General features: G+C 39.3%; 23 protein-coding genes. 19 read left to right on the forward strand and 4 right to left on the reverse strand.

The window, feature by feature from the left end; genetic code table 11:
• Nucleotides 1-97 precede the first annotated feature (97 nt).
• The 7 genes from MN204_RS18445 to sspO all read left to right on the forward strand — a co-directional run bounded on the left by MN204_RS18445 (nt 98) and on the right by sspO (nt 4,742).
• Nucleotides 98-937 carry an energy-coupling factor ABC transporter ATP-binding protein gene (locus tag MN204_RS18445; protein ID WP_249872565.1) on the forward strand — a complete coding sequence of 280 codons (840 nt, stop codon included), beginning with the start codon at nt 98-100 and terminating at the stop codon, nt 935-937.
• Complete coding sequence (locus MN204_RS18450) at nt 913-1,782, forward strand: energy-coupling factor ABC transporter ATP-binding protein (protein ID WP_249872566.1); 870 nt, start codon at nt 913-915, stop codon at nt 1,780-1,782. Before MN204_RS18445 ends, MN204_RS18450 begins: the two co-directional genes overlap by 25 nt.
• Nucleotides 1,779-2,582 carry an energy-coupling factor transporter transmembrane component T family protein gene (locus MN204_RS18455; protein WP_249872567.1) on the forward strand — a complete coding sequence of 268 codons (804 nt, stop codon included), beginning with the start codon at nt 1,779-1,781 and terminating at the stop codon, nt 2,580-2,582. Before MN204_RS18450 ends, MN204_RS18455 begins: the two co-directional genes overlap by 4 nt.
• Nucleotides 2,583-2,600: 18 nt before the next feature.
• Complete coding sequence (gene truA, locus MN204_RS18460; RefSeq protein WP_249872568.1) at nt 2,601-3,350, forward strand: tRNA pseudouridine(38-40) synthase TruA; 750 nt, start codon at nt 2,601-2,603, stop codon at nt 3,348-3,350.
• Nucleotides 3,351-3,534: 184 nt separating this feature from the next.
• Nucleotides 3,535-3,972, forward strand: a complete 438-nt coding sequence (gene rplM, locus MN204_RS18465; protein WP_249872569.1) for a 50S ribosomal protein L13 — start codon at nt 3,535-3,537, stop codon at nt 3,970-3,972.
• Nucleotides 3,973-3,991: 19 nt separating this feature from the next.
• On the forward strand, nt 3,992-4,384 hold the full coding sequence (gene rpsI / locus MN204_RS18470) for a 30S ribosomal protein S9 (RefSeq protein WP_249872570.1): 393 nt from the start codon (nt 3,992-3,994) through the stop codon (nt 4,382-4,384).
• Nucleotides 4,385-4,586: 202 nt separating this feature from the next.
• A complete protein-coding gene (gene sspO / locus MN204_RS18475) occupies nt 4,587-4,742 on the forward strand; it encodes a small acid-soluble spore protein SspO (protein ID WP_249872571.1) in 156 nt (51 codons plus the stop codon).
• Between the two features lie 209 nt (nt 4,743-4,951).
• Here sspO and MN204_RS18480 read toward each other — a convergent pair whose 3' ends face one another.
• Genes MN204_RS18480 through MN204_RS18490 form a run of 3 tightly spaced genes read right to left on the reverse strand, consistent with a single transcriptional unit; the run spans nt 4,952 to nt 7,726 of the window.
• Nucleotides 4,952-6,247: a TRAP transporter large permease gene (locus tag MN204_RS18480; RefSeq protein WP_249872572.1), complete on the reverse strand. Its 1,296-nt coding sequence runs from the start codon at nt 6,245-6,247 to the stop codon at nt 4,952-4,954.
• Nucleotides 6,247-6,732 carry a TRAP transporter small permease gene (locus MN204_RS18485; protein WP_249872573.1) on the reverse strand — a complete coding sequence of 162 codons (486 nt, stop codon included), beginning with the start codon at nt 6,730-6,732 and terminating at the stop codon, nt 6,247-6,249. Before MN204_RS18485 ends, MN204_RS18480 begins: the two co-directional genes overlap by 1 nt.
• Nucleotides 6,725-7,726 carry a TRAP transporter substrate-binding protein gene (locus tag MN204_RS18490; RefSeq protein WP_249872574.1) on the reverse strand — a complete coding sequence of 334 codons (1,002 nt, stop codon included), beginning with the start codon at nt 7,724-7,726 and terminating at the stop codon, nt 6,725-6,727. Before MN204_RS18490 ends, MN204_RS18485 begins: the two co-directional genes overlap by 8 nt.
• 462 nt (nt 7,727-8,188) lie before the next feature.
• Between MN204_RS18490 and uxaC the strand changes: the two genes are divergently transcribed.
• The gene (uxaC, locus tag MN204_RS18495; protein ID WP_249872575.1) at nt 8,189-9,586 is read left to right on the forward strand and encodes a glucuronate isomerase; all 1,398 of its coding nucleotides are present in this window, start codon (nt 8,189-8,191) and stop codon (nt 9,584-9,586) included.
• Between the two features lie 78 nt (nt 9,587-9,664).
• Nucleotides 9,665-11,074: an NADP-dependent phosphogluconate dehydrogenase gene (gnd, locus tag MN204_RS18500; protein ID WP_249872604.1), complete on the forward strand. Its 1,410-nt coding sequence runs from the start codon at nt 9,665-9,667 to the stop codon at nt 11,072-11,074.
• Nucleotides 11,075-11,268: 194 nt separating this feature from the next.
• On the opposite strand, the gene MN204_RS18505 is transcribed toward gnd, so the two are convergent.
• A complete protein-coding gene (locus MN204_RS18505; RefSeq protein ID WP_249872576.1) occupies nt 11,269-12,438 on the reverse strand; it encodes an ROK family transcriptional regulator in 1,170 nt (389 codons plus the stop codon).
• Between the two features lie 206 nt (nt 12,439-12,644).
• Here MN204_RS18505 and larC point away from each other — a divergent pair, with 206 nt between their 5' ends.
• From larC to MN204_RS18555, 10 genes are all read left to right on the forward strand, one after another.
• Nucleotides 12,645-13,505, forward strand: a complete 861-nt coding sequence (gene larC / locus MN204_RS18510; RefSeq protein ID WP_249872577.1) for a nickel pincer cofactor biosynthesis protein LarC — start codon at nt 12,645-12,647, stop codon at nt 13,503-13,505.
• Nucleotides 13,506-13,537: 32 nt separating this feature from the next.
• The gene (mgsA, locus tag MN204_RS18515) at nt 13,538-13,936 is read left to right on the forward strand and encodes a methylglyoxal synthase (RefSeq protein ID WP_249872578.1); all 399 of its coding nucleotides are present in this window, start codon (nt 13,538-13,540) and stop codon (nt 13,934-13,936) included.
• Nucleotides 13,937-14,159: 223 nt separating this feature from the next.
• Entirely contained in the window at nt 14,160-15,425 is a 1,266-nt protein-coding gene (locus MN204_RS18520) for a nickel pincer cofactor-dependent isomerase, group 22 (protein ID WP_249872579.1), read from the forward strand.
• 22 nt (nt 15,426-15,447) lie between these two features.
• Nucleotides 15,448-16,218 carry an SDR family oxidoreductase gene (locus tag MN204_RS18525; RefSeq protein WP_249872580.1) on the forward strand — a complete coding sequence of 257 codons (771 nt, stop codon included), beginning with the start codon at nt 15,448-15,450 and terminating at the stop codon, nt 16,216-16,218.
• 117 nt (nt 16,219-16,335) lie between these two features.
• The gene (locus MN204_RS18530; RefSeq protein WP_249872581.1) at nt 16,336-17,811 is read left to right on the forward strand and encodes a gluconokinase; all 1,476 of its coding nucleotides are present in this window, start codon (nt 16,336-16,338) and stop codon (nt 17,809-17,811) included.
• Between the two features lie 52 nt (nt 17,812-17,863).
• A complete protein-coding gene (gene larB / locus MN204_RS18535) occupies nt 17,864-18,610 on the forward strand; it encodes a nickel pincer cofactor biosynthesis protein LarB (protein WP_249872582.1) in 747 nt (248 codons plus the stop codon).
• Between the two features lie 22 nt (nt 18,611-18,632).
• Nucleotides 18,633-19,103 carry a nickel pincer cofactor biosynthesis protein LarC2 gene (larC2, locus tag MN204_RS18540; protein ID WP_368858682.1) on the forward strand — a complete coding sequence of 157 codons (471 nt, stop codon included), beginning with the start codon at nt 18,633-18,635 and terminating at the stop codon, nt 19,101-19,103.
• Between the two features lie 49 nt (nt 19,104-19,152).
• Entirely contained in the window at nt 19,153-19,236 is an 84-nt protein-coding gene (locus MN204_RS18545; protein WP_438804719.1) for a hypothetical protein, read from the forward strand.
• 249 nt (nt 19,237-19,485) lie between these two features.
• Nucleotides 19,486-20,850, forward strand: coding sequence for a hypothetical protein (locus MN204_RS18550; RefSeq protein WP_249872584.1), 1,365 nt, complete (start codon nt 19,486-19,488; stop codon nt 20,848-20,850).
• Nucleotides 20,851-20,967: 117 nt separating this feature from the next.
• Nucleotides 20,968-21,972 (forward strand): Gfo/Idh/MocA family protein, encoded by a 1,005-nt coding sequence (locus MN204_RS18555; RefSeq protein ID WP_249872585.1) that lies wholly within the window; start codon nt 20,968-20,970, stop codon nt 21,970-21,972.
• The last annotated feature ends 34 nt before the right edge of the window (nt 21,973-22,006 follow it).

Here is a 22,006-nt window from a genome sequence, read left to right on the forward strand (position 1 = left end):
ACTAGAAGAGAAATTACTTATTATTATTATTATCAAGTACATATGACATACAGATTAATCCCCGGGGCTTGCGCTTAGTGGTAGAGGAGGTTTTTAGATGAGGAAAAAATTAGTTGAGTTTAGAAATGTATCATTCAGGTACGGAGATGAAGGGCCCTGGGTATTAAAAAATTGTTCCTTTGAAATTTATGAAAACGAATGGGTTGCCATTATTGGACATAATGGTTCAGGTAAATCAACAATTGCCAAGCTATTGAACGGATTGCTATTCCCGCAAGAAGGCGAGATTATAATAGATGGAAAACAAGTAAATGAAGCGTCTATATGGAGTATTCGAAAAGAAGTCGGAATGGTTTTTCAAAATCCCGATAACCAATTTGTTGGTGCAACGGTACAGGATGATGTTGCATTTGGCATGGAAAACCGTGGTGTACCACGGGATGAGATGAAGAAGAGAATTACCGAAACGTTATCAGCAGTACGTATGCAGGACTATCGTTTAATAGAGCCACATCGTCTATCAGGCGGACAGAAGCAGCGTGTAGCTATAGCGAGTGTACTCGCTATTTCTCCTAAAGTCCTCATCTTGGACGAGGCAACGGCTATGCTGGATCCAAGTGGAAGGAAAGAGATTATGGATACGGTAGGAAGTATCCAGCATCTTAATGGGTTATCTCTGATTACCATTACACATGATCTGCAGGAAGTTGTCCAGGCAGATCGGGTTATTGTCATGAACAGTGGCGAGATATGGAAAGAAGCATTACCACGTGAAATTTTTAGAGAAAAAGATGCCTTGCGCAAAATTGGCTTAGATGTTCCTTTTGTAGCTATCCTGGCTGATGAATTGAAACAAGCGGGTGTCAATCTTCAAGCTGCACCATTAAATCACGAAGAATTGCTGGAGGACCTATGGACATTACATTCAAAAACGTAACTTACATCTACCAACAAAATACACCATTTGCGCATAAAGCTATTGAAGATCTTTCCTTTCATGTGGAGTCTGGTTCAATTCTTGCTGTTATCGGTCATACAGGTTCAGGTAAATCGACATTAATTCAGCATTTAAATGGCCTTTCCGTTCCCACGGAAGGGGAGGTAAGCATTGGTGAATATCGATTATCAAAGGATCACAAACTAAAGGATATGAAAGAATTACGAAGCCGTGTAGGTGTCGTATTCCAATATCCCGAGCATCAATTATTTGAAGAAACAGTTGCTAAAGATATTGCGTTTGGACCGCAGAACTTTGATGTTCCAGAATCTGAGATTAACCGACGGATTAAGGAAATTATTCCGGCGGTAGGTCTCCCGGAAAGCATTCTGGAACGTTCGCCATTCGATTTGAGTGGTGGACAGATGCGCAGGGTTGCTATAGCCGGTGTATTGGCCGTGAAGCCTGATGTACTCGTGCTTGATGAACCGACTGCTGGACTAGACCCGAGAGGCCAAAAGGAAATCATGGATATGTTCTACAAGCTCCATAAGGAACAGGGGCTGACGACCGTTCTTGTCACGCATAGTATGGAAGACGCATTGAAGTATGCAGACAGGATCCTTATTTTAAACAAAGGTACAAAATTTATGGAAGGTACTCCAGAGGAAGTATTCGAACAGAAAGAAGCACTTCAAAGTGTTCAGCTGGATGTCCCAGAAAGTGTTCAGTTTTTAAGCAAATTCGAGAAAAGGTTTGGACATGCGATTCCATTCCAAAAGCAATCGGTCGAGGAAATAGCCCAGACGATTCAGCAGATTATAAAGGGAGCTGAATCAAGATGAATAATGCATTAATCATTGGACAATATGTGCCAGGCGATTCACTGGTGCACCGACTGGATCCAAGAACCAAAATTACGATTATTTTTTTCTTTGTGTTTATTGTATTTTTAGCTAATAACGTAGCGAGCTATGGTATATTGACTGTATTTGCACTCGCAAGCATGTTCACTTCCAAAGTGCCTATTCGGTTTATTATAAAGGGTCTTACGCCTGTGTGGTTCCTAATCATATTTACTTTTATATTGCACTTATTCGTTACAAGAGAAGGCACCGTTATAGCTGAGTTTTGGATTTTTAAAATTTATTCGGGTGGTCTTATTCAGGGGATAGCGATTTCTTTTCGATTTTTCCTATTGATACTTGTAACATCCCTCCTGACTTTAACGACCACACCGATTGAGATTACAGATGCTATAGAAGATATGCTCCATCCTTTGAAACGGTTTAAGTTTCCTGTTCATGAGCTGGCACTGATGATGTCGATTTCTTTGAGATTCATTCCTACATTATTGCAAGAAACAGATAAGATTTCGAGGGCACAGGCATCCCGTGGAGTTGATTTTAAAACGGGGCCAGTCAAAGAAAGAATAAAAGCTATCGTTCCACTCTTAGTACCACTATTTGTCAGTGCCTTTAAGCGTGCAGAGGAGCTTGCAATGGCTATGGAAGCAAGAGGATATCAGGGGGGGGAAGGCAGAACGAAGCTTCGTGAGTTGAAAATTGAAAGACGCGATATCTTCATTTTCATTCTCTTTGCTTTTGTTATTGCAGGTTTATTCATGGCAAGGACGTATAGTTAAGAGAAAGGCTGGATATGGATGGCAAGATTAAAATGTGTAGTGAAATATGATGGTTCCGGGTTCTCTGGTTTTCAAGTACAACCGCAAAATCGGACCGTACAAGGTGTTCTGGAAAGCGTTCTAAAGGAGATGCATAAAGGGTCTGAAATACGTCTGCAAGCCTCAGGACGCACCGATACGGGCGTACACGCCATCGGGCAGGTGATTCATTTTGATTCTCCATACAAAATACCTGAAAATAATTGGAAACGGGCACTGAATACGCTTCTTCCAGAGGATATATACATTCAGAAGGTTACCGAGGTTACGGAAGATTTCCATGCAAGATATAGTGTTGTTGAAAAGGAATATCATTACTATGTTTGGAATGCAGAGGAGCCTGATGTCTTCAAACGAAATTATTCCTATTACTTTCCGTATGAGTTGGATCTGGATAAAATGCAGCAGGGATGCCGATATTTGCAGGGAACACATGATTTTACGACATTTTCCTCGGCGAAGTCAACCATTAAGGGAGAGAAAATACGAACACTCTATCATGCCTCGTGTAAAAAACAGGGAGATGAAGTAGAGTTTATTTTCCGGGGGAGCGGTTTTCTGTATAATATGGTCCGCATTATGGTCAGTGTGCTGCTAGATATTGGTCAAGGCCGTAGAAACCCCGAAGATATTATTGAACTGCTTGAAAAAAAAGATCGTCAGCAAGTTGGAAAAACGATATCTGGGCAAGGTTTATACTTGTGGAATGTGAGATATCATGAAAAGTAGAAAATAACTATCTTTTTTCTAATTAAATGCTCCAGGCCCTTGACAACAAGCGGTTTAATGTTATATTATGATATATGGCATTTTATTTCTAAACCATGATTAGCCCCGGAATCTAATTATGATAAGAATATAAAAATCGAATGAAAATAAAAATGAATTATCGATATATGGAGGGAAATCTATCATGCGCACAACTTTCATGGCGAATGAATCAAATATTGAACGCAAATGGCTTGTTGTGGATGCTGAAGGCCAACGTCTTGGTCGTCTGGCAAGTGAAGTTGCTGCAATCCTTCGCGGAAAGCACAAAGCTACTTACACACCACATGCAGACACAGGTGATAACGTTATTATCATCAATGCACAAAAAATCGAATTAACTGGTAACAAAATTAACGACAAAATGTACTACCGTCACTCTGGCCATCCAGGTGGATTAAAAGAACGTAATGCTGACGAAATGCGTACAAAATACCCTGAGCAAATGCTTGAACTTGCAATCAAAGGCATGCTTCCAAAAGGTTCTTTGGGACGTAAAATGGGTAAAAAATTGCACGTATTCAGAGGCGCAGAACATACGCACCAAGCACAAAAACCAGAAGCTTACGAACTTCGCGGATAATTAAAAGGAGGTAAATCAATTGGCACAAGTACAATATTACGGCACAGGCCGTAGAAAAAGCTCAACTGCCCGTGTACGTCTAGTACCAGGTACAGGTAATATTACAATCAATGGTCGCGATGCAAAAGACTATTTCCCATACGAAACGCAATTATTAATCTTGAACCAACCATTAGTTACTACTGAAACTCAAGGAACTTATGATGTTTTAGTTAACGTTAATGGTGGTGGATTCACTGGTCAAGCTGGTGCAATCCGTCATGGTATCTCTCGTGCGCTTCTAGAAGCAGATCCAGAATATCGTGGAAGCTTGAAGAGTGCAGGATTCCTTACTCGTGACGCTCGTATGAAAGAACGTAAAAAACCAGGTCTTAAAGGCGCTCGTCGTGCACCTCAGTTCTCAAAACGTTAATTATATTATCGTTTCAAAGACTCTCAACCATTTTTGGTTGGGGGTCTTTTGTTTTGAACAAAAAGCAGGTAGCAGGGACAAGCATCATTTTTTGTTTGCACCAATAGAAATCGACAAAAATCGGGGAGTGACAGGCACCATTGCTTTCCTTTGTATACATTTCTTCCTTAGCAGCCAAAATAATGGTGTGGAGGTGTTTAATATGGGCAAAAAAGCGAGAAATAAATTAAGTGGTGCCATGAGCGATGAGCAGGCTGTAAGAAAAAAATTATCAAGAGATTTTGATCACGAATTCGCTAACGAGCCTTTAACAGAGAAAGAGAAGTTTAATAATAAAAAAACGAAAAAAAGACAATAAGTTTTTATGTGCATTTGAATAACCTGTCGTGTAAGATGCAGTTGACCTGAAAATGACGTATTAGAAAACTTGGCTGTCACCAAGCCATTCAGTGACAGCCTTAGTTGCCCTTATGTAGATAGCTAAGTTTTATAACTTTCCTATCTACCAAAAAAACCGCTTTGCGTTTGTGCAAAGCGGTTTTTGAATGGGCTCCATACTTAATTGCTTTATAGTCCAAATAACTGTGGCAGGAACAAACTTAATTGCGGGATAAACGTTACAAGTAATAGAACAACAATGACTACCGCAAAGAATGGAAGCAGTGTTTTAATTACTTGTTCGATTCGAACTTCTGCCACACTAGCACCGACAAATAATGCACTTCCTACTGGTGGTGTCATGTTTCCGATACATAAAGCGAAACATAGAATCATTCCGAAGTGTACAGGATCAATTTGGAAATTTTGTGCTACCGGTAAAAAGATTGGTGTGAATATCAGTACAGCTGGCGTTATATCCATGAATGTTCCTACGATAAGCAGGATAGCAAGCATGATTAGCATAATTCCAATCTGGTTTTCAGTAATGGATAGCAAGGCATTACTAATGGCTTGAGGTAATCCCAAATAGGACATTACTAATGAAAATAGTGCTGATGCAGTAATTAGGAATAGAATCATACCCGTAATTTCAATCGTTTCTCTTAAAATCACCGGGACATCCTTAACTTTTAGGCTCTTGTATACCAATGCAAGGATAGTCGAGTATAGTACGGCTACTGCTGCACCTTCTGTTGCTGTGAATATACCTGCGATAATACCACCAATAACAATCACAATAAGAAGTAAGCTTGGAATAGCACTACCGACAATATAAACCACATCTTTAAAGCTAGGTAATGAAGAGACCGGATAATTTTCTTTCTTTGCCATGAAATAAGCAACAATCATAACTGCCAATCCCCAAAGGATACCAGGAATATATCCGGCCATGAATAAAGCAGCAACCGAAGTCCCGCCACTTACTAATGAATAGACAATTAATACAGAACTTGGCGGGATAATTAACCCTGTAGGAGCAGAAGCAATATTTACTGCTGCAGAGTAGGTTCGTTTATACCCTTGGTTGTCCTGCATAGGAGTCATAATCCGGCCCATTGCTGCTGCTGAGGCCACACTAGATCCTGCAATGGCTCCAAAAAGCATGTTTCCTACAACGTTTGTATGTGCAAGCGAACCTGGAAGTTTTCCAACAAGCACTTTCGCAAAGTTTACTAATCGAAACGCGATCCCACCCGTATTCATAATGATCCCGGATAATACGAATAATGGGATGGCAAGCATTGTAAAGTTATCTATCCCTGTAATCATTCGCTGCGCTGAGGTCATGATGGCAACATCGAAGGGAAGAACGAATAAAAAGGTCAGAACGGAACTAGCAATGATTGCAATTGCAATTGGAGCTCCAAACCATAATAGAAAGAAGAAGCTGATAAATAATATGATTCCTGCGATTGTTTCCATTAGACACCAACCTCCTCATTCTTATTTTTCTTACCGGTCAACATACTATGAATCGTATAAAGGATGATAAGAATCCCGGCGACCGGTAATGCAGCATAAACAATTGCCATAGAAATTCCAGTTGCAGCCGCTGTCTGTGCAGAAGTTAATAGAACTACTTTCATTCCACCATAAACCATAAGAACGGCTGTAAGTACGATAATCAGTATATCGGTAACTCGTTCAAATATGGCTAGCGTTCGGGCACTGAATTTTTCACGGAAAAACAGGATTGCAATATGCTTCTTCGCTCCAAATACATATGCTGCTGTCATTAACCCAAACCAAATCAGTAAATATCTTGTAACTTCTTCGGTACCAGGAGAGGAAATGTTAAATATATATCGTGCAAGCACTTGCCATATGGAAAGGATAACCATCATAATCAACAGGATGGATGAAAATGACAAGAGTGTCTTATCCAAAATGTCTTTAAATTTAATCATTTGATTTCCCTCCCATAATCAGTTGATAGATATCTTCTGTTTTTTCATCATTCGCATACGCTCCATGAAGCGGTTGTACAGCTTCGATAAATGGCTCTTTATCTACTTCGATAAATTCCACGCCCATTCGTTCTTTTGCAATTTCTGTTTGCTCTTCGATTGCCGCTGACCATACATCTTCATGAAAAATGGTTGACTCATCTGCTGCTTCCTGGATGATTGCTTGTTCCTCTTCGGAAAATCGGTTAAAGCTTTCAGCATTCATAATCAGCATGTCCGGAACAATTTGATGCCCAGTATACATATAATACTTGGCAACTTCTCCGTGGTTGTTTCCAACTAAAGCGGTTTCATTGTTCTCGGCTGCATCGATGACACCAGATTGCAACGCAGTATATACTTCACCATAAGCCATTGCCGTTGGGATACCACCCAATGCTTCAATCATTCGAACACTTGTCTGACTTGGTTGAACACGCGTTTTTAAACCTCTCATATCCGAAACATCGTTTACTTCTCTGTCTTTTGTATAGAGGTTCCTTGTACCAGCATTGTAATAAGTCAAACCGATAAACCCAATATTTTCAGTTTGTTGATAAATTTGATCTGTAATCGACTTATCATTCATGATCTGTTCAAATTCCTCATAGCTTTCAAAAACATACGGAAGACTGAAGATGGAATAATCGGATTCAAAGCCTTCTAATGCACTGGCACTAACCTTGGAAACATCTACTGCCCCTGTTTGTGTCAGTTCAATAACTTCCCTTTCACTACCTAACTGCCCATTTGGAAATATCTTTACTTGGATCGTATCATTCGACTTTTCCTCTACTAGCCTTCCAAATTCCGCTAATGATTTGTGTACCGGATGATCCAGTGACTGGTTATGTGCAAGCTTCAGTTCTCTCGCTTCTGAATTGCCTGTCACATTTTGACAGCCGGTGAGAACTAGAATCGCCACGATTATGATGAATAATAGTTTCTTTTTCATTACATAACCTCCCTAATTGTTAAATTTTTCTATCGCAAAACGTTTGAATACGCTTTAATTTTAATATTTCATCTATCTGCTTATCTTATTTTAAACTTCCCTTGAAATGTTTTTTAAAACACACAAATGGGTAAAGTAATGTGAGGTTTTCATACGAATCGTAGTAGAATACAGCTTTATGCAGGTATATGAAAATGTCGAATTTTTGAACCCCTTGATCGTTTGACGAGCCTTTCTCGGTCACCCTCCCTTCACCAGTTGAAATTTAGTTGAGAAAAATATGTCAAACGCTTGAAAAATAAAACGTTTACATATATCATAAGACAAGTATACGATAAATAGTTTATTTAGTAAACAAATTAATTATTTCCAGTGGTAATTTTCGAAATTAGGTTCTATTATGAATACATCAGGAAAGAAATGCAAACGATTTTCATTATACAAGGGAAAGGATGATTGAAAGTGAAAACTTTTATTACCGATGATTTTTTGCTTTATAATGATACGGCAAAAGAACTTTATCACAATACTGCAAAGAATTTACCGATTATTGATTATCATAACCATCTGAACCAGCATGAGATACTTCAGGATAAGAATTACGCAAATTTGGCCGAGGTATGGTTGGGGGGAGACCACTATAAATGGCGAGCGCTAAGGGCAAATGGAATAAGTGAAGACTATATAACAGGAAACAAAAGTGATTATGAAAAGTTTTTAGCTTGGGCAAAAACGGTACCAAATACAATAGGGAATCCGCTTTACCACTGGACCCATCTAGAATTACTAAGATATTTTGATATCGATGAATTACTGAATGAAGATTCAGCAGCTGCAATCTGGGAAGAAGCCAATAAGAAATTGGCAAGCCCGGAGCTCTCAACAAGATCCTTATTAAAAAATAAAAATGTCGAATTTGTCGGAACTACTGACGATCCAACAGATGATTTGGCAAGCCATCAGAAGCTGGCTAAAGAAAACATTGGAATGACGGTTTCTCCATCGTTCAGACCGGATAAAGGATTAAGTATTGAAAATGAAGATTTCAAAGCTTGGGTTGAAAAACTAGAACAAGCTAGCCAGACAACAATTGAAAATTACCGTGCATTTCTGGATGCATTGGCTAATCGTGTCGACTACTTCGATGAGAATGGCTGTAAAAGTTCCGATCATGGTATTAATGTAATGTTCTATGAGCCAGCAACGGAGAATGAGGTAGCAGCTATATTTCATAAACGTTTAAATGGAGAAGCTTTATCTGAAAAAGAAGTAGAGCAGTTTAAAACATATACCCTGGTCACACTTGGTGAGCTTTACGCTGATAAAGGCTGGGTCATGCAGCTGCATATTAATCCGTTGCGCAACAATAGTACGAGAAGGTTTCAACTAATTGGACCGGACAGTGGATTTGATTCCATTGGGGATCGATTATTAGGCAATAAACTGTCAGGTCTACTCGATGCTATGGATATCAAAGATAAACTTCCAAAAACAATTTTATACAGTCTTAATTCACGCGACAACAATGTTTTGGCTGCAATGGCGGGTAACTTCCAAAGCGATGAGATACCTGGTAAAGTTCAATTTGGAACGGCATGGTGGTTTAATGACACGATCGACGGGATGGAAGATCAAATGAAAACATTGGCGAATATTGGGCTGATCAGCAACTTTGTTGGAATGTTGACTGACTCGAGAAGCTTCCTTTCATTCCCTAGACATGAATATTTCAGAAGGATATTGTGTAATTTATTAGGAACATGGGTAGAACAAGGAAAAGCACCAAAGGACATGGCATTACTTGAAACATATGTAAAAAACATTTGCTATGAAAATGCAAAACGTTACTTTGGAATATAGGAAATTTTATTTCCGGCAATTATTATGTATAATGTAAATGATTCATTTCAAATATAGTCATAAGAGAGGAAATGATTTATCTTGAAACAACAAATTGGTGTAATTGGTTTAGCTGTAATGGGTAAAAATTTGGCGTTAAATATCGAAAGCAGAGGATATTCTGTTGCAGTATTTAACCGTTCATATGACAAAACGCAAAGCTTTTTGTCAAATGAAGCAAAAGGTAAGAACTTTGTCGGTGCCCAGACCATTGAAGAGTTTGTAAATTCACTTGAAAAGCCTCGTAAAATTTTATTGATGGTTAAAGCAGGTCCTGCAACAGATGCAACAATCGAATCCTTGCAGCCGTATCTTGAAAAGGGCGATATTCTAATAGATGGTGGTAATACATTATTTGAAGATACAATCCGCCGTAATAAAATGCTTGATGAAACTGGTATCCATTTTATTGGAACAGGAGTTTCAGGCGGAGAAGAAGGGGCACTCAATGGTCCTTCCATCATGCCTGGTGGTCAGAAAGAAGCTTATGATCTAGTGGCGCCAATCTTTGAAGCTATTTCAGCAAAAGTTGATGGTGACCCATGTGTGACGTATATTGGACCAAATGGTGCTGGACATTTCGTGAAAATGGTTCATAACGGAATCGAGTATGGCGATATGCAATTGATTGCTGAAGCATATGATATTTTGAAAAATGTACTTGGTATGGAAGCTCAAGAGTTGCATGAAGTGTTCAAGGAATGGAATAAAGGGGAGCTTGACAGCTATTTAATTGAAATTACTGCTGATATCTTCACAAAAACAGATGATGAAACTGGTAAACCAATCGTCGATGTCATTATGGACAAGGCTGGCCAAAAAGGAACCGGTAAATGGACAAGCAAAAACGCGTTGGATCTTGGGGTCCCACTACCATTGATTACGGAATCTGTATTTGCCCGCTTTATCTCATCCTTAAAAGATGAGCGTGTAAAAGCAAGTAACGTATTGAGTGGTCCACAGGCGCAAAACTATGATGGTGATCGCAAAGAACTGATTGAAGCGGTTCGAAAAGCATTGTATATGAGTAAAATCGTATCCTATGCACAAGGCTTTGCCCAAATGCGTGCAGCTTCTGAAGAAAATAACTGGAACCTTCAATACGGAGATATTGCTATGATCTGGCGTGGTGGATGTATCATCCGTGCTAATTTCCTGCAAAAGATCAAAGATGCCTATGATCGTGAACCAGAATTGGCTAACTTGATGCTTGATCCTTATTTCAAGGAAGTAGTGGAAGGTTATCAATCTGCATTGCGTGAAGTAGTATCGGTTGCAATTAAAAACGGAATTGCTGTACCAACATTCTCAAGTGCTGTTGCTTATTATGACAGTTACCGCACAGAGAATCTGCCAGCAAATCTAATTCAAGCACAACGTGACTATTTTGGTGCACATACGTATGAAAGAAAAGATAAAGAAGGTACTTTCCATACAAACTGGTTTTAATTAAAAAAGCTTGAAGCTATTCAGCTGCCATTGCCTCTCGGAAGACGCGCTGATATTATAAACAAAAAGAACTCTCCTATCCAGTTTTGCTGGAATGAGAGTTCTTTTTTAAAATTAAGTATCTCCAAACATCTTCATTCTACAAAGGCTTATCTATCCAGTTCACTATGCAAAAGTTAAGTTAATACAATGTATTAGTCCTCGTCACTAAAAAATACGATTTCCGATACTTCAAAGAAATTCTGAATGGCAAGGGCACATGCTCCCATGACACTTGCATTACTTCCTAAATCAGATAAAACAATTTCGCGATAGCTGCTCACAGATGATATCAGATATTCTTCCAGCTCTTCAACAGCATTCGGATACAATTTGAGCAATTCGCTGTTTATTACTAGCGTTTCCGGGTTATATAAATTTATAATATTATTTAACCCAATAGATACGTGTTTAATATATGTTTTCATTACTTCACGAGTTGTTGGATCATTTTCAGCCGTTAATTGTTTAAGATCATCAAAATCACAGCTTGATTTGCTAAGCTTCTCAGCTAAAGAGGAATATACGACCCGTTCGGCTGCATAAAGCTCCCAGCATCCATGATTCCCGCATCTACATTTACGACCATCCGGCCAGATAACCATGTGGCCCATTTCACCAGCATAGCCGTCGTATCCTTTATGAAGCTTGCCATCAATCATAATCCCTGCGCCAATTCCCGAAGAAAGAATTAGAGTGAGTAGGTTGTTGCTATGATGATGCTTGTATACTCTTTCGGCAAATGAAGAGAGGTTGGCATTATTTTCAATGCTAATATTCATGTCAAGCGCCTTCTCCAAATCACCCTTTAAGTTTTTGCTATGCCATTGTAATTTTGGAACGAAAAAGATGGTCTCATCATTATTAACTGTACCATGTATTCCGATAATTGTTTGGACGAGTCCATAATGACTGCCTGCATACTTTTTCTTATATTTCTGAATTAGTTTTATCAATACGTTTACAGACTCATCGTAGTCATCCGTATTGCATAGGACTGTTTCTGTATATACCATGTTCCCTTGTAAATCAGAAATTCTGTATTTAATCTGCTCGTAATCGAGATCTATACCAAGAACGTATCCTGCCTCTCCATTAATAGAGAGCATGATAGGGCGTCGTCCAACAGCATGATGCTCCTGTTGTGTTTCACATACCAAATTCTCATCGAGCAGATCAACGACCTGAACGGAAATTGTTGCTTTATTCAGCCCTGTAATTTTTGATAACTCTGCCCTTGATATGAAACCGTGTTCAATTATGTTTTGCAGAATTAAACTTCTATTTATCTTTTTTATGTATGCCCCATCGCCTGTCACCATCATTTTTTCCCCCTTGCTCCATTAGAAATGAGATTTATCAATAAAAACATGATATTATTTGTTTAGTAAACAAATAATAAAGGATTGCAAAAAAAATACAAGACGCGAATCACATGGAATTTTCGTTTGAAAAGGTTTACAAAATTGCCTTCCATTAGATTTACATTAGTAATTATATAACCATTATAACAAAAAAAGGAGAGATTGGAATGAAAATTCTATATTTTGATTGTTTTTCCGGCGTAAGCGGGGATATGACAATTGCGTCCCTTGTCGATGCAGGCGGCGATCCGGATTATTTAGAGAGTGAATTAAAAAAACTCGGCATGGAAGATGAATATAAATTAAAGTGGGATAAGGTTGTAAAAAATGGCATTACAAGCACGAAGTTTGATGTTGTGTTGTTGAACGAGGAAAAAGATAAAAGCCATCAACACGATGGAGATCATAGTCATAGCCATAGTCATCACCATCATCACGATCATGAGCACAATCATAGCCATGACCATTCCAATGAAGATCACAGTCATACGCATCACCATCATCACGGCCACAGTCATAGCCACCGTTCCTATAAAGATATTGTAAAGCTCATCGAATCAGCAGGGTTTGAGGAATCAGTACAGGAAACGGCATTAAAAATCTTCAAGAAAATCGGCGAGGCAGAAGGACGTATTCATGGAATGCCTTTGGAAGAGGTGCATTTCCATGAAGTTGGAGCAGTCGATTCTATCATCGACATTGTAGGAACAGCTATTTTAATCCACCAAATGGAAATTGATAAGGTGAAATCGGCTCCGGTTCCGGTTGGTGGAGGCAAAATACGGATTGATCATGGTGTATATCCCGTACCGGCACCTGCAACTCTGGAAATCTTGAAAGGTGTACCTATAGCTGAAAGTGATTTAAAAGCAGAACTAACGACACCAACTGGAGCGGCAATCATAGCTGTCCTTGCAGAGGAATTTGGTGGCATGCCATCCATAAAGGTAGATAAAATTGGTTATGGTGCAGGTACGAAAACATTTCCTGATCATCCAAATGTATTGCGCACCATCATTGGGGAGTAGACATAAAAACGAAAAGAACAGGGGGATTTACAATGAAGATTGCTTTAATTGCGCATGATGAAAAGAAAGAAGATATGGTGAGGTTTACACAGGCCTATAAATTTAGTCTGGAGAAACATGAACTGTATGCAACAGGCACTACAGGTACTAGGATTTCAGAAAACACTGGGTTGACGCTGCATCGTTTCCAGTCAGGCCCACTTGGTGGTGACCAGCAAATAGGGGCGATGGTAGCCGATAATAATATGGACATGATTATCTTTTTTCGCGACCCATTGACAGCCCAACCTCATGAACCGGATATTTCCGCACTGATGCGCTTATGCGATGTATATTCCATTCCTTTGGCAACGAACATGGGTACTGCTGAAATTCTAATTCATGCACTGGAACGTGGGGATTTAAAATGGCGCGAATACATCAAGAAGTAGACTGGTTTTTAAGCCAAGGTAGTTGACTGGTAAACGCCTTCATGATATTCTAGGTAATATAATTAGTTTGGACGGCAAACTAATTATATTACCTAGTGAAAGGGATTACATGATTCCTCGAGATTCTGCTTAAGATGTGTTATTAATTATCATAAAGGGAACTATATTTGTAGAAAAAAGGTATCGAATTTAAATATAATGTGAAACGGAGTGAATTAGCTGTATGGGTATTTTGCAAGAGCTGCTAAAGGATATTCCTGTTCCAAAGATGGCAAAGGTCAGTCAGACATTTGACGATACGAAAGAAGAAGATGTTGTAGGTACGCTTGAGAATCAATTGGAACGTATTAAAGATACCGTTAAGCCAGGCATGGAAATTGCTGTCGCAGTGGGAAGCCGTGGCGTGGACCGTCTTGTTGATGTAACGGCAGTAACCGTTAAGTTCCTTCAGGATTTAGGCGCCAAACCTTTTATTGTTCCATCCATGGGAAGTCATGGCGGTGCAACTGCGGAAGGACAAAAAGCGGTGCTTGAACATTTAGGAGTTACAGAAAAGGCTGTAAACGCAGAGATTCGCTCATCGATGGAAGTTATCAAAATAGGTGAACTTCCTAATGGACTACCAGTTTATATTGATAAATTGTCATCCGAGGCGGACGGAATTGTTGTTATCAATCGCGTAAAACCACACACGGCTTTCCGTGGACCGGTAGAAAGTGGAATCATGAAAATGATCAGTATCGGTCTTGGAAAGCAAAAAGGAGCAGAAGCCTGCCACCAATTGGGATTTAAGCATATGGCAGAGCATGTCCCAGCAATGGCGAAAATGACAATGGCAAAAATGCCAATCCTATTTGCTGTAGCAACCGTGGAAAATGCATTTGATAAAGTGCTAAAAGTTGAAGTACTTCTTCCTGAAGAAGTTGAAGAACGGGAAACAGAATTGCAAAAGCTTGCTAAAGCATCACTGCCGAAGCTTTTCTTTGATCAAATCGATGTATTGGTCATTGATGAGATTGGAAAAAATATAAGCGGTGATGGAATGGATCCGAATATTACTGGCAGGTATCCAACTCCATATGCACATGGAGGACCGGATGTTACAAAAATGGCTGTTCTTGATGTAACACCACAATCGGAAGGAAATGCAAACGGTGTTGGTACAGCAGATTTCACGACAGAACGCCTGGTTGGAAAGATGGATAAGCACGGTACTTATGCAAACGGGCTGACGTCAACTGTTGTCGGGCCAACTCATATTTCAACAACCTTGCCTAACGATAAGATGGCGATTCAGGCCGCGGTAAAGACTTGTAATATCCTTGATTTCACTAAGGTAAAACTTGTTCGTATTAAAAATACGCTCGAAATAAGTGAAATAGAAGTTTCGGAAGCATTGCTTGAACATGTGAAAGGTCATCCTAACTTGGAACAGACTTCAGATGTATACGAATTTAATTTTGATGAAAAAGGAAATCTATTTAACTAAAATGAAAATGGGGGGACTCTAAATGAGTAAACTATTTGATCTAACAGGTAAAACAGCAGTAGCAATCGGTGGAAACAGCACATTAGGAAGTTCGATGGCTAAAGGTCTTGCAGCAGAGGGTGCGAAAATTGCAATCGTCGGCAGAAATTTGGAAAAAGCCGAAGCTGTTGCCAAGGAAATTGAAGCAGATGGTGGTTCTGCAAAAGCTTTTCAAGGGGATGTAAGTGACCTTGAATCAATCGAACGTGCTGCGAAGGAAATTGAAGCATGGTCAGGTGGCTGGGATATTCTATTAAATGCTCCTGGTAAGAACAGCTCGACACCATTCATGGAGCTTGCTCCGGAAGAATGGGATGATATTATGGATGTTAACCTTAGAGGTCTTGTATTCACCACGCAGATTTTTGCTAAACACATGATCGATCAAGGGAGACAGGGAAGCATCATCAATATTTCTTCTGTTTCTTCTACAACACCATTATCTCGCGTATTCACTTATTCTGCATCAAAAGCTGGCGTGAACAGCGTAACTCAATATTTGGCTAAAGAATTTGCACCACACGGTATTCGTGTGAATGCCATTATTCCAGGGTTCTTCCCGGCAGAGCAAAATCGTAAAATTCTTGATGAAGATCGGATTGACTCCATTATGAGACATACGCCAATGAACCGCTTCGGTGAGCCAGAAGAATTACAAGGGGCAGCTGTTTATCTTGCATCAGACAAAGCGTCAGGCTTTGTAACCGGATCACTGCTTCGCGTTGACGGTGGCTACGGAAGTATGACAATATAGTAAATACGAATGAGGGCTTTGGGGGAAGTTGATCACCTTCAAAGCCTTTTCTATAGTTGTGTTATAAACCAAGTGACATTGCATCATCACTATACAGCTGTAAAGGATGAGATTTAATTGAAAAAAAGATTAGTTATTGGACTTGATATAGGAACAACGAGCGCTAAAGCGGTCATCTTTGATTTGAAAGGTAAATTAATTGCTGAATCGGAAAAAATGGTTACGACCTATTATCCCAAGCAAGGCTTTGTGGAACAGAATCCGGATGAAGTAGAGGCTGCATGCAGGATGGCGATGAAGCATGTTATCCAGCAGGTTGGGGACGAACCATACGAATTGCTTGCAACCGGCATATCCTGTGCGATGCATTCCCTCATTTGTGTGGATGAAAGTATTGCTCCTTTATCGAACATGCTGATTTGGTCTGACGGTCGGAGCAGTGAATTGGCAGAGAGGTTAATGGAGACGAAGGGGAAAGAAATATATACCCGAACAGGCACCCCAATCCATCCAATGACACCTTTTATGAAGCTAATCTGGATGCGTGAAAATAATTACGAGGCATATGAAAAAGCCGCTTATTACATGACGTTTAAAGAATACTTGTTGCATAAGTGGTTTGGCAAAAGAGCTATTGATTATTCCATGGCTTCATCCACTGGTCTAATGAATGTTAAAGAATTGGACTGGGATGAAGAAGCGTTAGAACTGGCAGGAATTAACCGGGAACAGTTATCCAAAATCGTTCCTCCTACAGAAGTTTTTACGAGTCTTCTTGAAGAAGTTGCCGATGAAATCGGGATTTCGAAGGAGCTACCTTTTGTAATCGGTGCTGCTGATGGTCAATTGGCAAACCTCGGAAGTGGAGCCACTTCACCGGGAGAAGTAAATGTATCGGTTGGTACAAGTGGAGCAATCCGGCAATTTGTAAATGGTGCACCAGTCAATGATGAAATGGAAACATTCACCTATGCTTTTTCTGATAAAACATCGATTATTGGTGGTCCAACAAATAACGGAGGAATTGCATTACAATGGTTTAAAGATGTCATTGAGTTTAAAGGTACCCATGATGAACTTCTTGCTGGAGCGGAAGATGTGGCACCAGGTTCAGAAGGTATCATCTTTCTCCCTTATATAAATGGAGAGCGGGCACCACTATGGAATCAGCGTGCGAAGGGTAATTTCTTTGGTCTTGGAATTGGTCATAGAAAAGAGCATTTAGCCCGAGCCGTACTGGAAGGAATTACATTTAATATTTATCAGATTGGTCAAGCATTGGAGAACATGGCTGGTGAACCGAAAAAGATCAGTGTCAATGGTGGACTGTCCAAATCCCGTCTGTGGGTACAGATTATGGCTGATGTTTTTGGTATGGAAATTCATATTTCCGATACACACCACAATGCCGCATGGGGAGCTGCATGGACGGCACTGGTAGGTATTGATGAAGCGGAGAGCTTTAATGCTATTAAAGAAAACATGCCTGCGGAAGCAGTAATTAAACCGAATATGGAAAACCATGAAACGTATTTAACTATTTTTGAGAAGTATGAGCGAATTGCTAAGGATTTATCCATTTATTTTACGTAAATATAAAGCATAACTGTAAAACAGTATGGACATTATTTTCGAGGGAGGTAACTTGATGGAGGAAATTTTAAAACAGCTTCAGAATGGAACCTTGAGTGTGGCGGAAGCAAAAGAACAACTGGCTACATATGAAAACTTGGGTTTCGCCAAAGTGGACCATCATCGGATGAAACGTCAAGGATTTCCTGAAATTATATATGGTGAAGGTAAAACTTCGGAACAAATCACAGCTATTATTGAGGCAATAAAAGCAAAAGATAATGATGTTTTAGCAACACGTATAAACAAAGAAAAGGCAGATGAAATATTAAAACAGCATTCCGAATTAACCTATAATGAAATTGCCCAAATTCTCTACTGGAAGCAACAACCCAAATCTGCTGACGATTCTAACGGTTATGTTGCGGTTGTTTGCGCTGGCACTTCTGATTTACGAGTAGCTGAAGAAGCGGCTGTCACCGCAGAAGTTCTAGGAAGTAAAGTTCACCGTATTTATGATGTAGGTGTTGCAGGCATCCATCGTCTACTGGATAACCTGGAGGAAATCCAAAATGCTAACGTATCCGTTGTCGTGGCGGGAATGGAAGGTGCGCTTCCAAGTGTTGTTGGGGGCCTTGTATCCAATCCTGTTATTGCAGTGCCTACCAGTGTAGGATATGGAGCTAGTTTTAATGGCTTATCTGCATTGCTGACAATGCTGAACTCGTGTGCATCTGGAGTGAGTGTTGTAAATATCGACAACGGTTTTGGTGGAGCATATAATGCCGTCATTATTGATCGGCTGGCAAACAAAGAATAGTTTTTGAGAGGAGCTGTTTTCAATAGATTCCTATCGTCCTCCAAACAATGAACATATTGATAATCACATGGTAAAAATGGAAGTGAATCTGGATGATATTTCCGGTGAATGGCTTGGCTACGTAATGGATGTATTGTTTGACGCCGGGGCAAATGATGTCTTTTATACCCCAATCTATATGAAAAAAAACAGACCCGGTGTATTGCTTCAATTGCTTTGCAGAAAAGAAGCAATCGGTCAGATGAAAGACATCTTATTGAAAGAAACGACAACACTCGGCATCCGTTATTATCCACTAACCGTACATCGGATGGAGAGGGATTTCGTTCAGGTGGAAACAAAATGGGGTTCTATTACCGTGAAGCAAGGAATTTCCAATGGAGAGGTTTTCCAAAGCTCACCCGAATATGAAGAATGCAGAAAGATAGCCGAGAAACATAAAGTACCACTGAAAAAGGTTTATGAAGAAGTATGGAAACATGTCGGTAAGTAAATTTTAATTAGATATGGGACATTTTCTGGATTGTTAAAGAATGAAAGAAATGTTTGCAACATGGACAGTATTGGAAACGATTATCTCTGTATGTGGCCTCATGTTCGTATTGCTTCTCAGCCTTTTCGTGTAACAGAATATAAATATTAATGGAAATAGGAAAGACACTGCCTCATCAGCGTATTGTTCATATGCTGAAGAAGCAGTGTCTTTCTATGACAGCACAAAATAGGTATCAATCATGAAATTTATCATAATATTCTTGATAAAATAACCGCTTACATATATGATTGATTTAAATATAATATAATTTGTTTAATATACAAACAATCAACAGTCGATTAGATAAAAATAGTTGTACTGGGGATGTAAGGAGTTAACAATGGAAACAAAATCGATCTATAATTATTTCTATATTTTTTATTCTAGTGTTTTTCTGTTGCATATTTTTAATAATTTTATAGAAAGTGAAAGCTTGAATTTTATCATCGGAACATTGGGCTTTCTCATGCTGTTCGCTTCATTTCCAAGAGCTTCAACACTTTTCAAAATCCTAGGAAGTGGATTTATTGCGATAGGTCTTCTGGCATTTGCAACAACAGGACAACCGATTAGTGCGATTCCCTCATTACTAACATCCAACATGTCGCTTCTAACACTGTTAGCTATGCTGCCATGGATGAATAGTGTTGTTAGAAGTGGAAGGTTTGATCGCAGTTTAAACAACTTGTTAAATGTGAACGTATCAGATTTGGGCAAATTATATCCACGCAGCTCCATAACAACGTTGACACTTGCTGCATTTTTAAATCTATCTGCAGCCTCCATTTCACAGGATGTATTAAAAAATAATCTGAGGCAAGTAAAGAAAAACGTTCGAGATTCCTTCATTGGCACAGCAACGTTAAGGGGCTATTCCTTGGCTCTTGTATGGAGCCCATTGGAAATTTTGCTGGCCGTATCGATCTTCACTACAGGAGTCGATTATGTTTCTTTATTACCATGGCTTTTATTGATCGCCTTTCTTACATTTATGCTTGATTCAATATGGGGTCGGTATCATTATAAAAAGTATACCTATGATCATCCGGAAAAAGAGAATTTCAATGGTAAGCAATTGACAAAGAAAATGCTGCACTTGCTTGTAGCGCTCGCATTGTTTCTGACTACTGTAATAACACTAGGTAGACTATTAAATCTTGATTTTATTTTTACGGTTACCATCCTTATTTTCCCATTTGCTTTAATTTGGTCACTTATTATGAAACGCGTTCGGAGCTTTTGGACAATCGGCTGGAAATCATGGAAAAATAGTATGAATTCGATGCAGAATTTTGTTGTATTATTTATCTCATTGGCATTTTTTGCAAACAGCATTGAAGACGCATCATTCTTAGGTTTTATTCAACAGCCACTATTATTCTTTTTGGATTATCCACTAATCATATTTATCTGTATCCAATTGACTTTTATATTTTTAAGTATGTTCGGTGTTCATCCGATAGCGACAATTGGAATTCTTACTGGTATTATAACGACTCTATTGGAATATATGAATCCTATCAGTCTTGCAATTGTTTTAACTACGAGTGCAGTTGCAACATTGACAGTTGGATCATATGGGTTGGTTGTCCAATTAACTTCCATCAATACAGGGCAAAATCCATATCGACTCACACTAAATAATATGCCATACGCCCTCATTTTCGGTGGCATAGGCTCTACGGTAGCATATTTCCTGTTATAAGAAGAGGTTGTATTTAGGAATCTTGGAACTGCGGTTACGTCGCACCTTATATCAACTGCGACGATGATAAAGCAACAATTATTTTGAAATAAGTCATACAAAAAGGAGTGGTTGGAGATGCGTAAAGTAAAGTGGGGAATTTTGAGCACAGCAAAGATTGCACAAAAGGAATTGATTCCAGCGTTTCAACGTTCTGTAAATGCAGATGTCATAGCGATAGCAACAAGTAGCAAAATGGAAAAGGCAAAGGAAGTTGCAGACCGATTCCAAATCGAAAAAGCATATGGTAGTTATGAGGAATTACTAAATGATCCCGAAATCGAGGCCGTCTATATTCCGTTGCCGAATCATCTGCATAAAGAATGGGTAATAGAGGCTGCCAAGAAAGGTAAACATATATTATGTGAAAAACCTGCAGGATTGAATACGGAAGAAGTACTTGAAATGAAGAAAGTTTGTGAGGATGAGAAAGTGTTATTTATGGAAGGGTTCATGTATCACTTTCATCCGCAGCACAATCGAGTGAAAGAAATTATTAAATCCGGTGAAATTGGCGAAATAAAATTAATGAGAGCGGCATTTTCCTTCCAGCTTGCTCAAAAAGAAGGCAGCATTAAAATGAACGCCAAGGGTGGAGGAAGCATTTATGATGTTGGTTGCTATGGTATTCACTCCATCAGAAATATACTTGCAAGCGAACCGGAGTCTGTTCATGTTCACGCGTTAAAGGACAAGGATTATGAAGTAGATACAGATGCAGTTGCGTATTTACAATTCAAAAACAATGTCAGAGCAGTTTTTGATGTAAGTTTTGGATTGGCGAAAAGAAGTGAGTATGAAATAATTGGTACAGAAGGACGAATTACAGTCCCAAGGGCGTACAGACCGGATTGGTATGGCGGCGATGGCTTGGTTATTGTCGAAAAAGATTATGTTTCACGAACAGAAACGATTCAGGGCGATCAATATCGCAATGAAGTGGAACATATCTCGAATGCTATCATACATGGCTATTCACCGAATGAACTGGAGCATCCTTTTGATAATACCGTCAATAATATGCTTGTTGTAGATGCTTGTTTTGAGTCGATGGAAACTGGTGAAAAAGTGGTATTAAGATAAGTTGGTTGTTGCAGCGGGTAGAAAAGTATAAAAC

The sequence above is a fragment of the Oceanobacillus saliphilus genome (assembly GCF_023522835.1).
Taxonomy (GTDB): Bacteria; Bacillota; Bacilli; order Bacillales; family Amphibacillaceae; genus Oceanobacillus; species Oceanobacillus saliphilus.

Excerpts from the sequence above, each read along its gene's own strand:
- MN204_RS18445 (WP_249872565.1), top strand. The coding sequence starts at position 98 with ATGAGGAAAAAATTAGTTGAGTTTAGAAATGTATCATTCAGGTACGGA.
- MN204_RS18450 (WP_249872566.1), top strand. The coding sequence starts at position 913 with ATGGACATTACATTCAAAAACGTAACTTACATCTACCAACAAAATACA.
- MN204_RS18455 (WP_249872567.1), top strand. The coding sequence starts at position 1,779 with ATGAATAATGCATTAATCATTGGACAATATGTGCCAGGCGATTCACTG.
- truA (WP_249872568.1), top strand. The coding sequence starts at position 2,601 with ATGGCAAGATTAAAATGTGTAGTGAAATATGATGGTTCCGGGTTCTCT.
- rplM (WP_249872569.1), top strand. The coding sequence starts at position 3,535 with ATGCGCACAACTTTCATGGCGAATGAATCAAATATTGAACGCAAATGG.
- sspO (WP_249872571.1), top strand. The coding sequence starts at position 4,587 with ATGGGCAAAAAAGCGAGAAATAAATTAAGTGGTGCCATGAGCGATGAG.
- MN204_RS18480 (WP_249872572.1), bottom strand. The coding sequence starts at position 6,247 with ATGGAAACAATCGCAGGAATCATATTATTTATCAGCTTCTTCTTTCTA.
- MN204_RS18485 (WP_249872573.1), bottom strand. The coding sequence starts at position 6,732 with ATGATTAAATTTAAAGACATTTTGGATAAGACACTCTTGTCATTTTCA.
- MN204_RS18490 (WP_249872574.1), bottom strand. The coding sequence starts at position 7,726 with ATGAAAAAGAAACTATTATTCATCATAATCGTGGCGATTCTAGTTCTC.
- MN204_RS18505 (WP_249872576.1), bottom strand. The coding sequence starts at position 12,438 with ATGATGGTGACAGGCGATGGGGCATACATAAAAAAGATAAATAGAAGT.
- larC (WP_249872577.1), top strand. The coding sequence starts at position 12,645 with ATGAAAATTCTATATTTTGATTGTTTTTCCGGCGTAAGCGGGGATATG.
- mgsA (WP_249872578.1), top strand. The coding sequence starts at position 13,538 with ATGAAGATTGCTTTAATTGCGCATGATGAAAAGAAAGAAGATATGGTG.
- MN204_RS18520 (WP_249872579.1), top strand. The coding sequence starts at position 14,160 with ATGGGTATTTTGCAAGAGCTGCTAAAGGATATTCCTGTTCCAAAGATG.
- MN204_RS18525 (WP_249872580.1), top strand. The coding sequence starts at position 15,448 with ATGAGTAAACTATTTGATCTAACAGGTAAAACAGCAGTAGCAATCGGT.
- MN204_RS18545 (WP_438804719.1), top strand. The coding sequence starts at position 19,153 with ATGTTTGCAACATGGACAGTATTGGAAACGATTATCTCTGTATGTGGC.
- MN204_RS18550 (WP_249872584.1), top strand. The coding sequence starts at position 19,486 with ATGGAAACAAAATCGATCTATAATTATTTCTATATTTTTTATTCTAGT.
- MN204_RS18555 (WP_249872585.1), top strand. The coding sequence starts at position 20,968 with ATGCGTAAAGTAAAGTGGGGAATTTTGAGCACAGCAAAGATTGCACAA.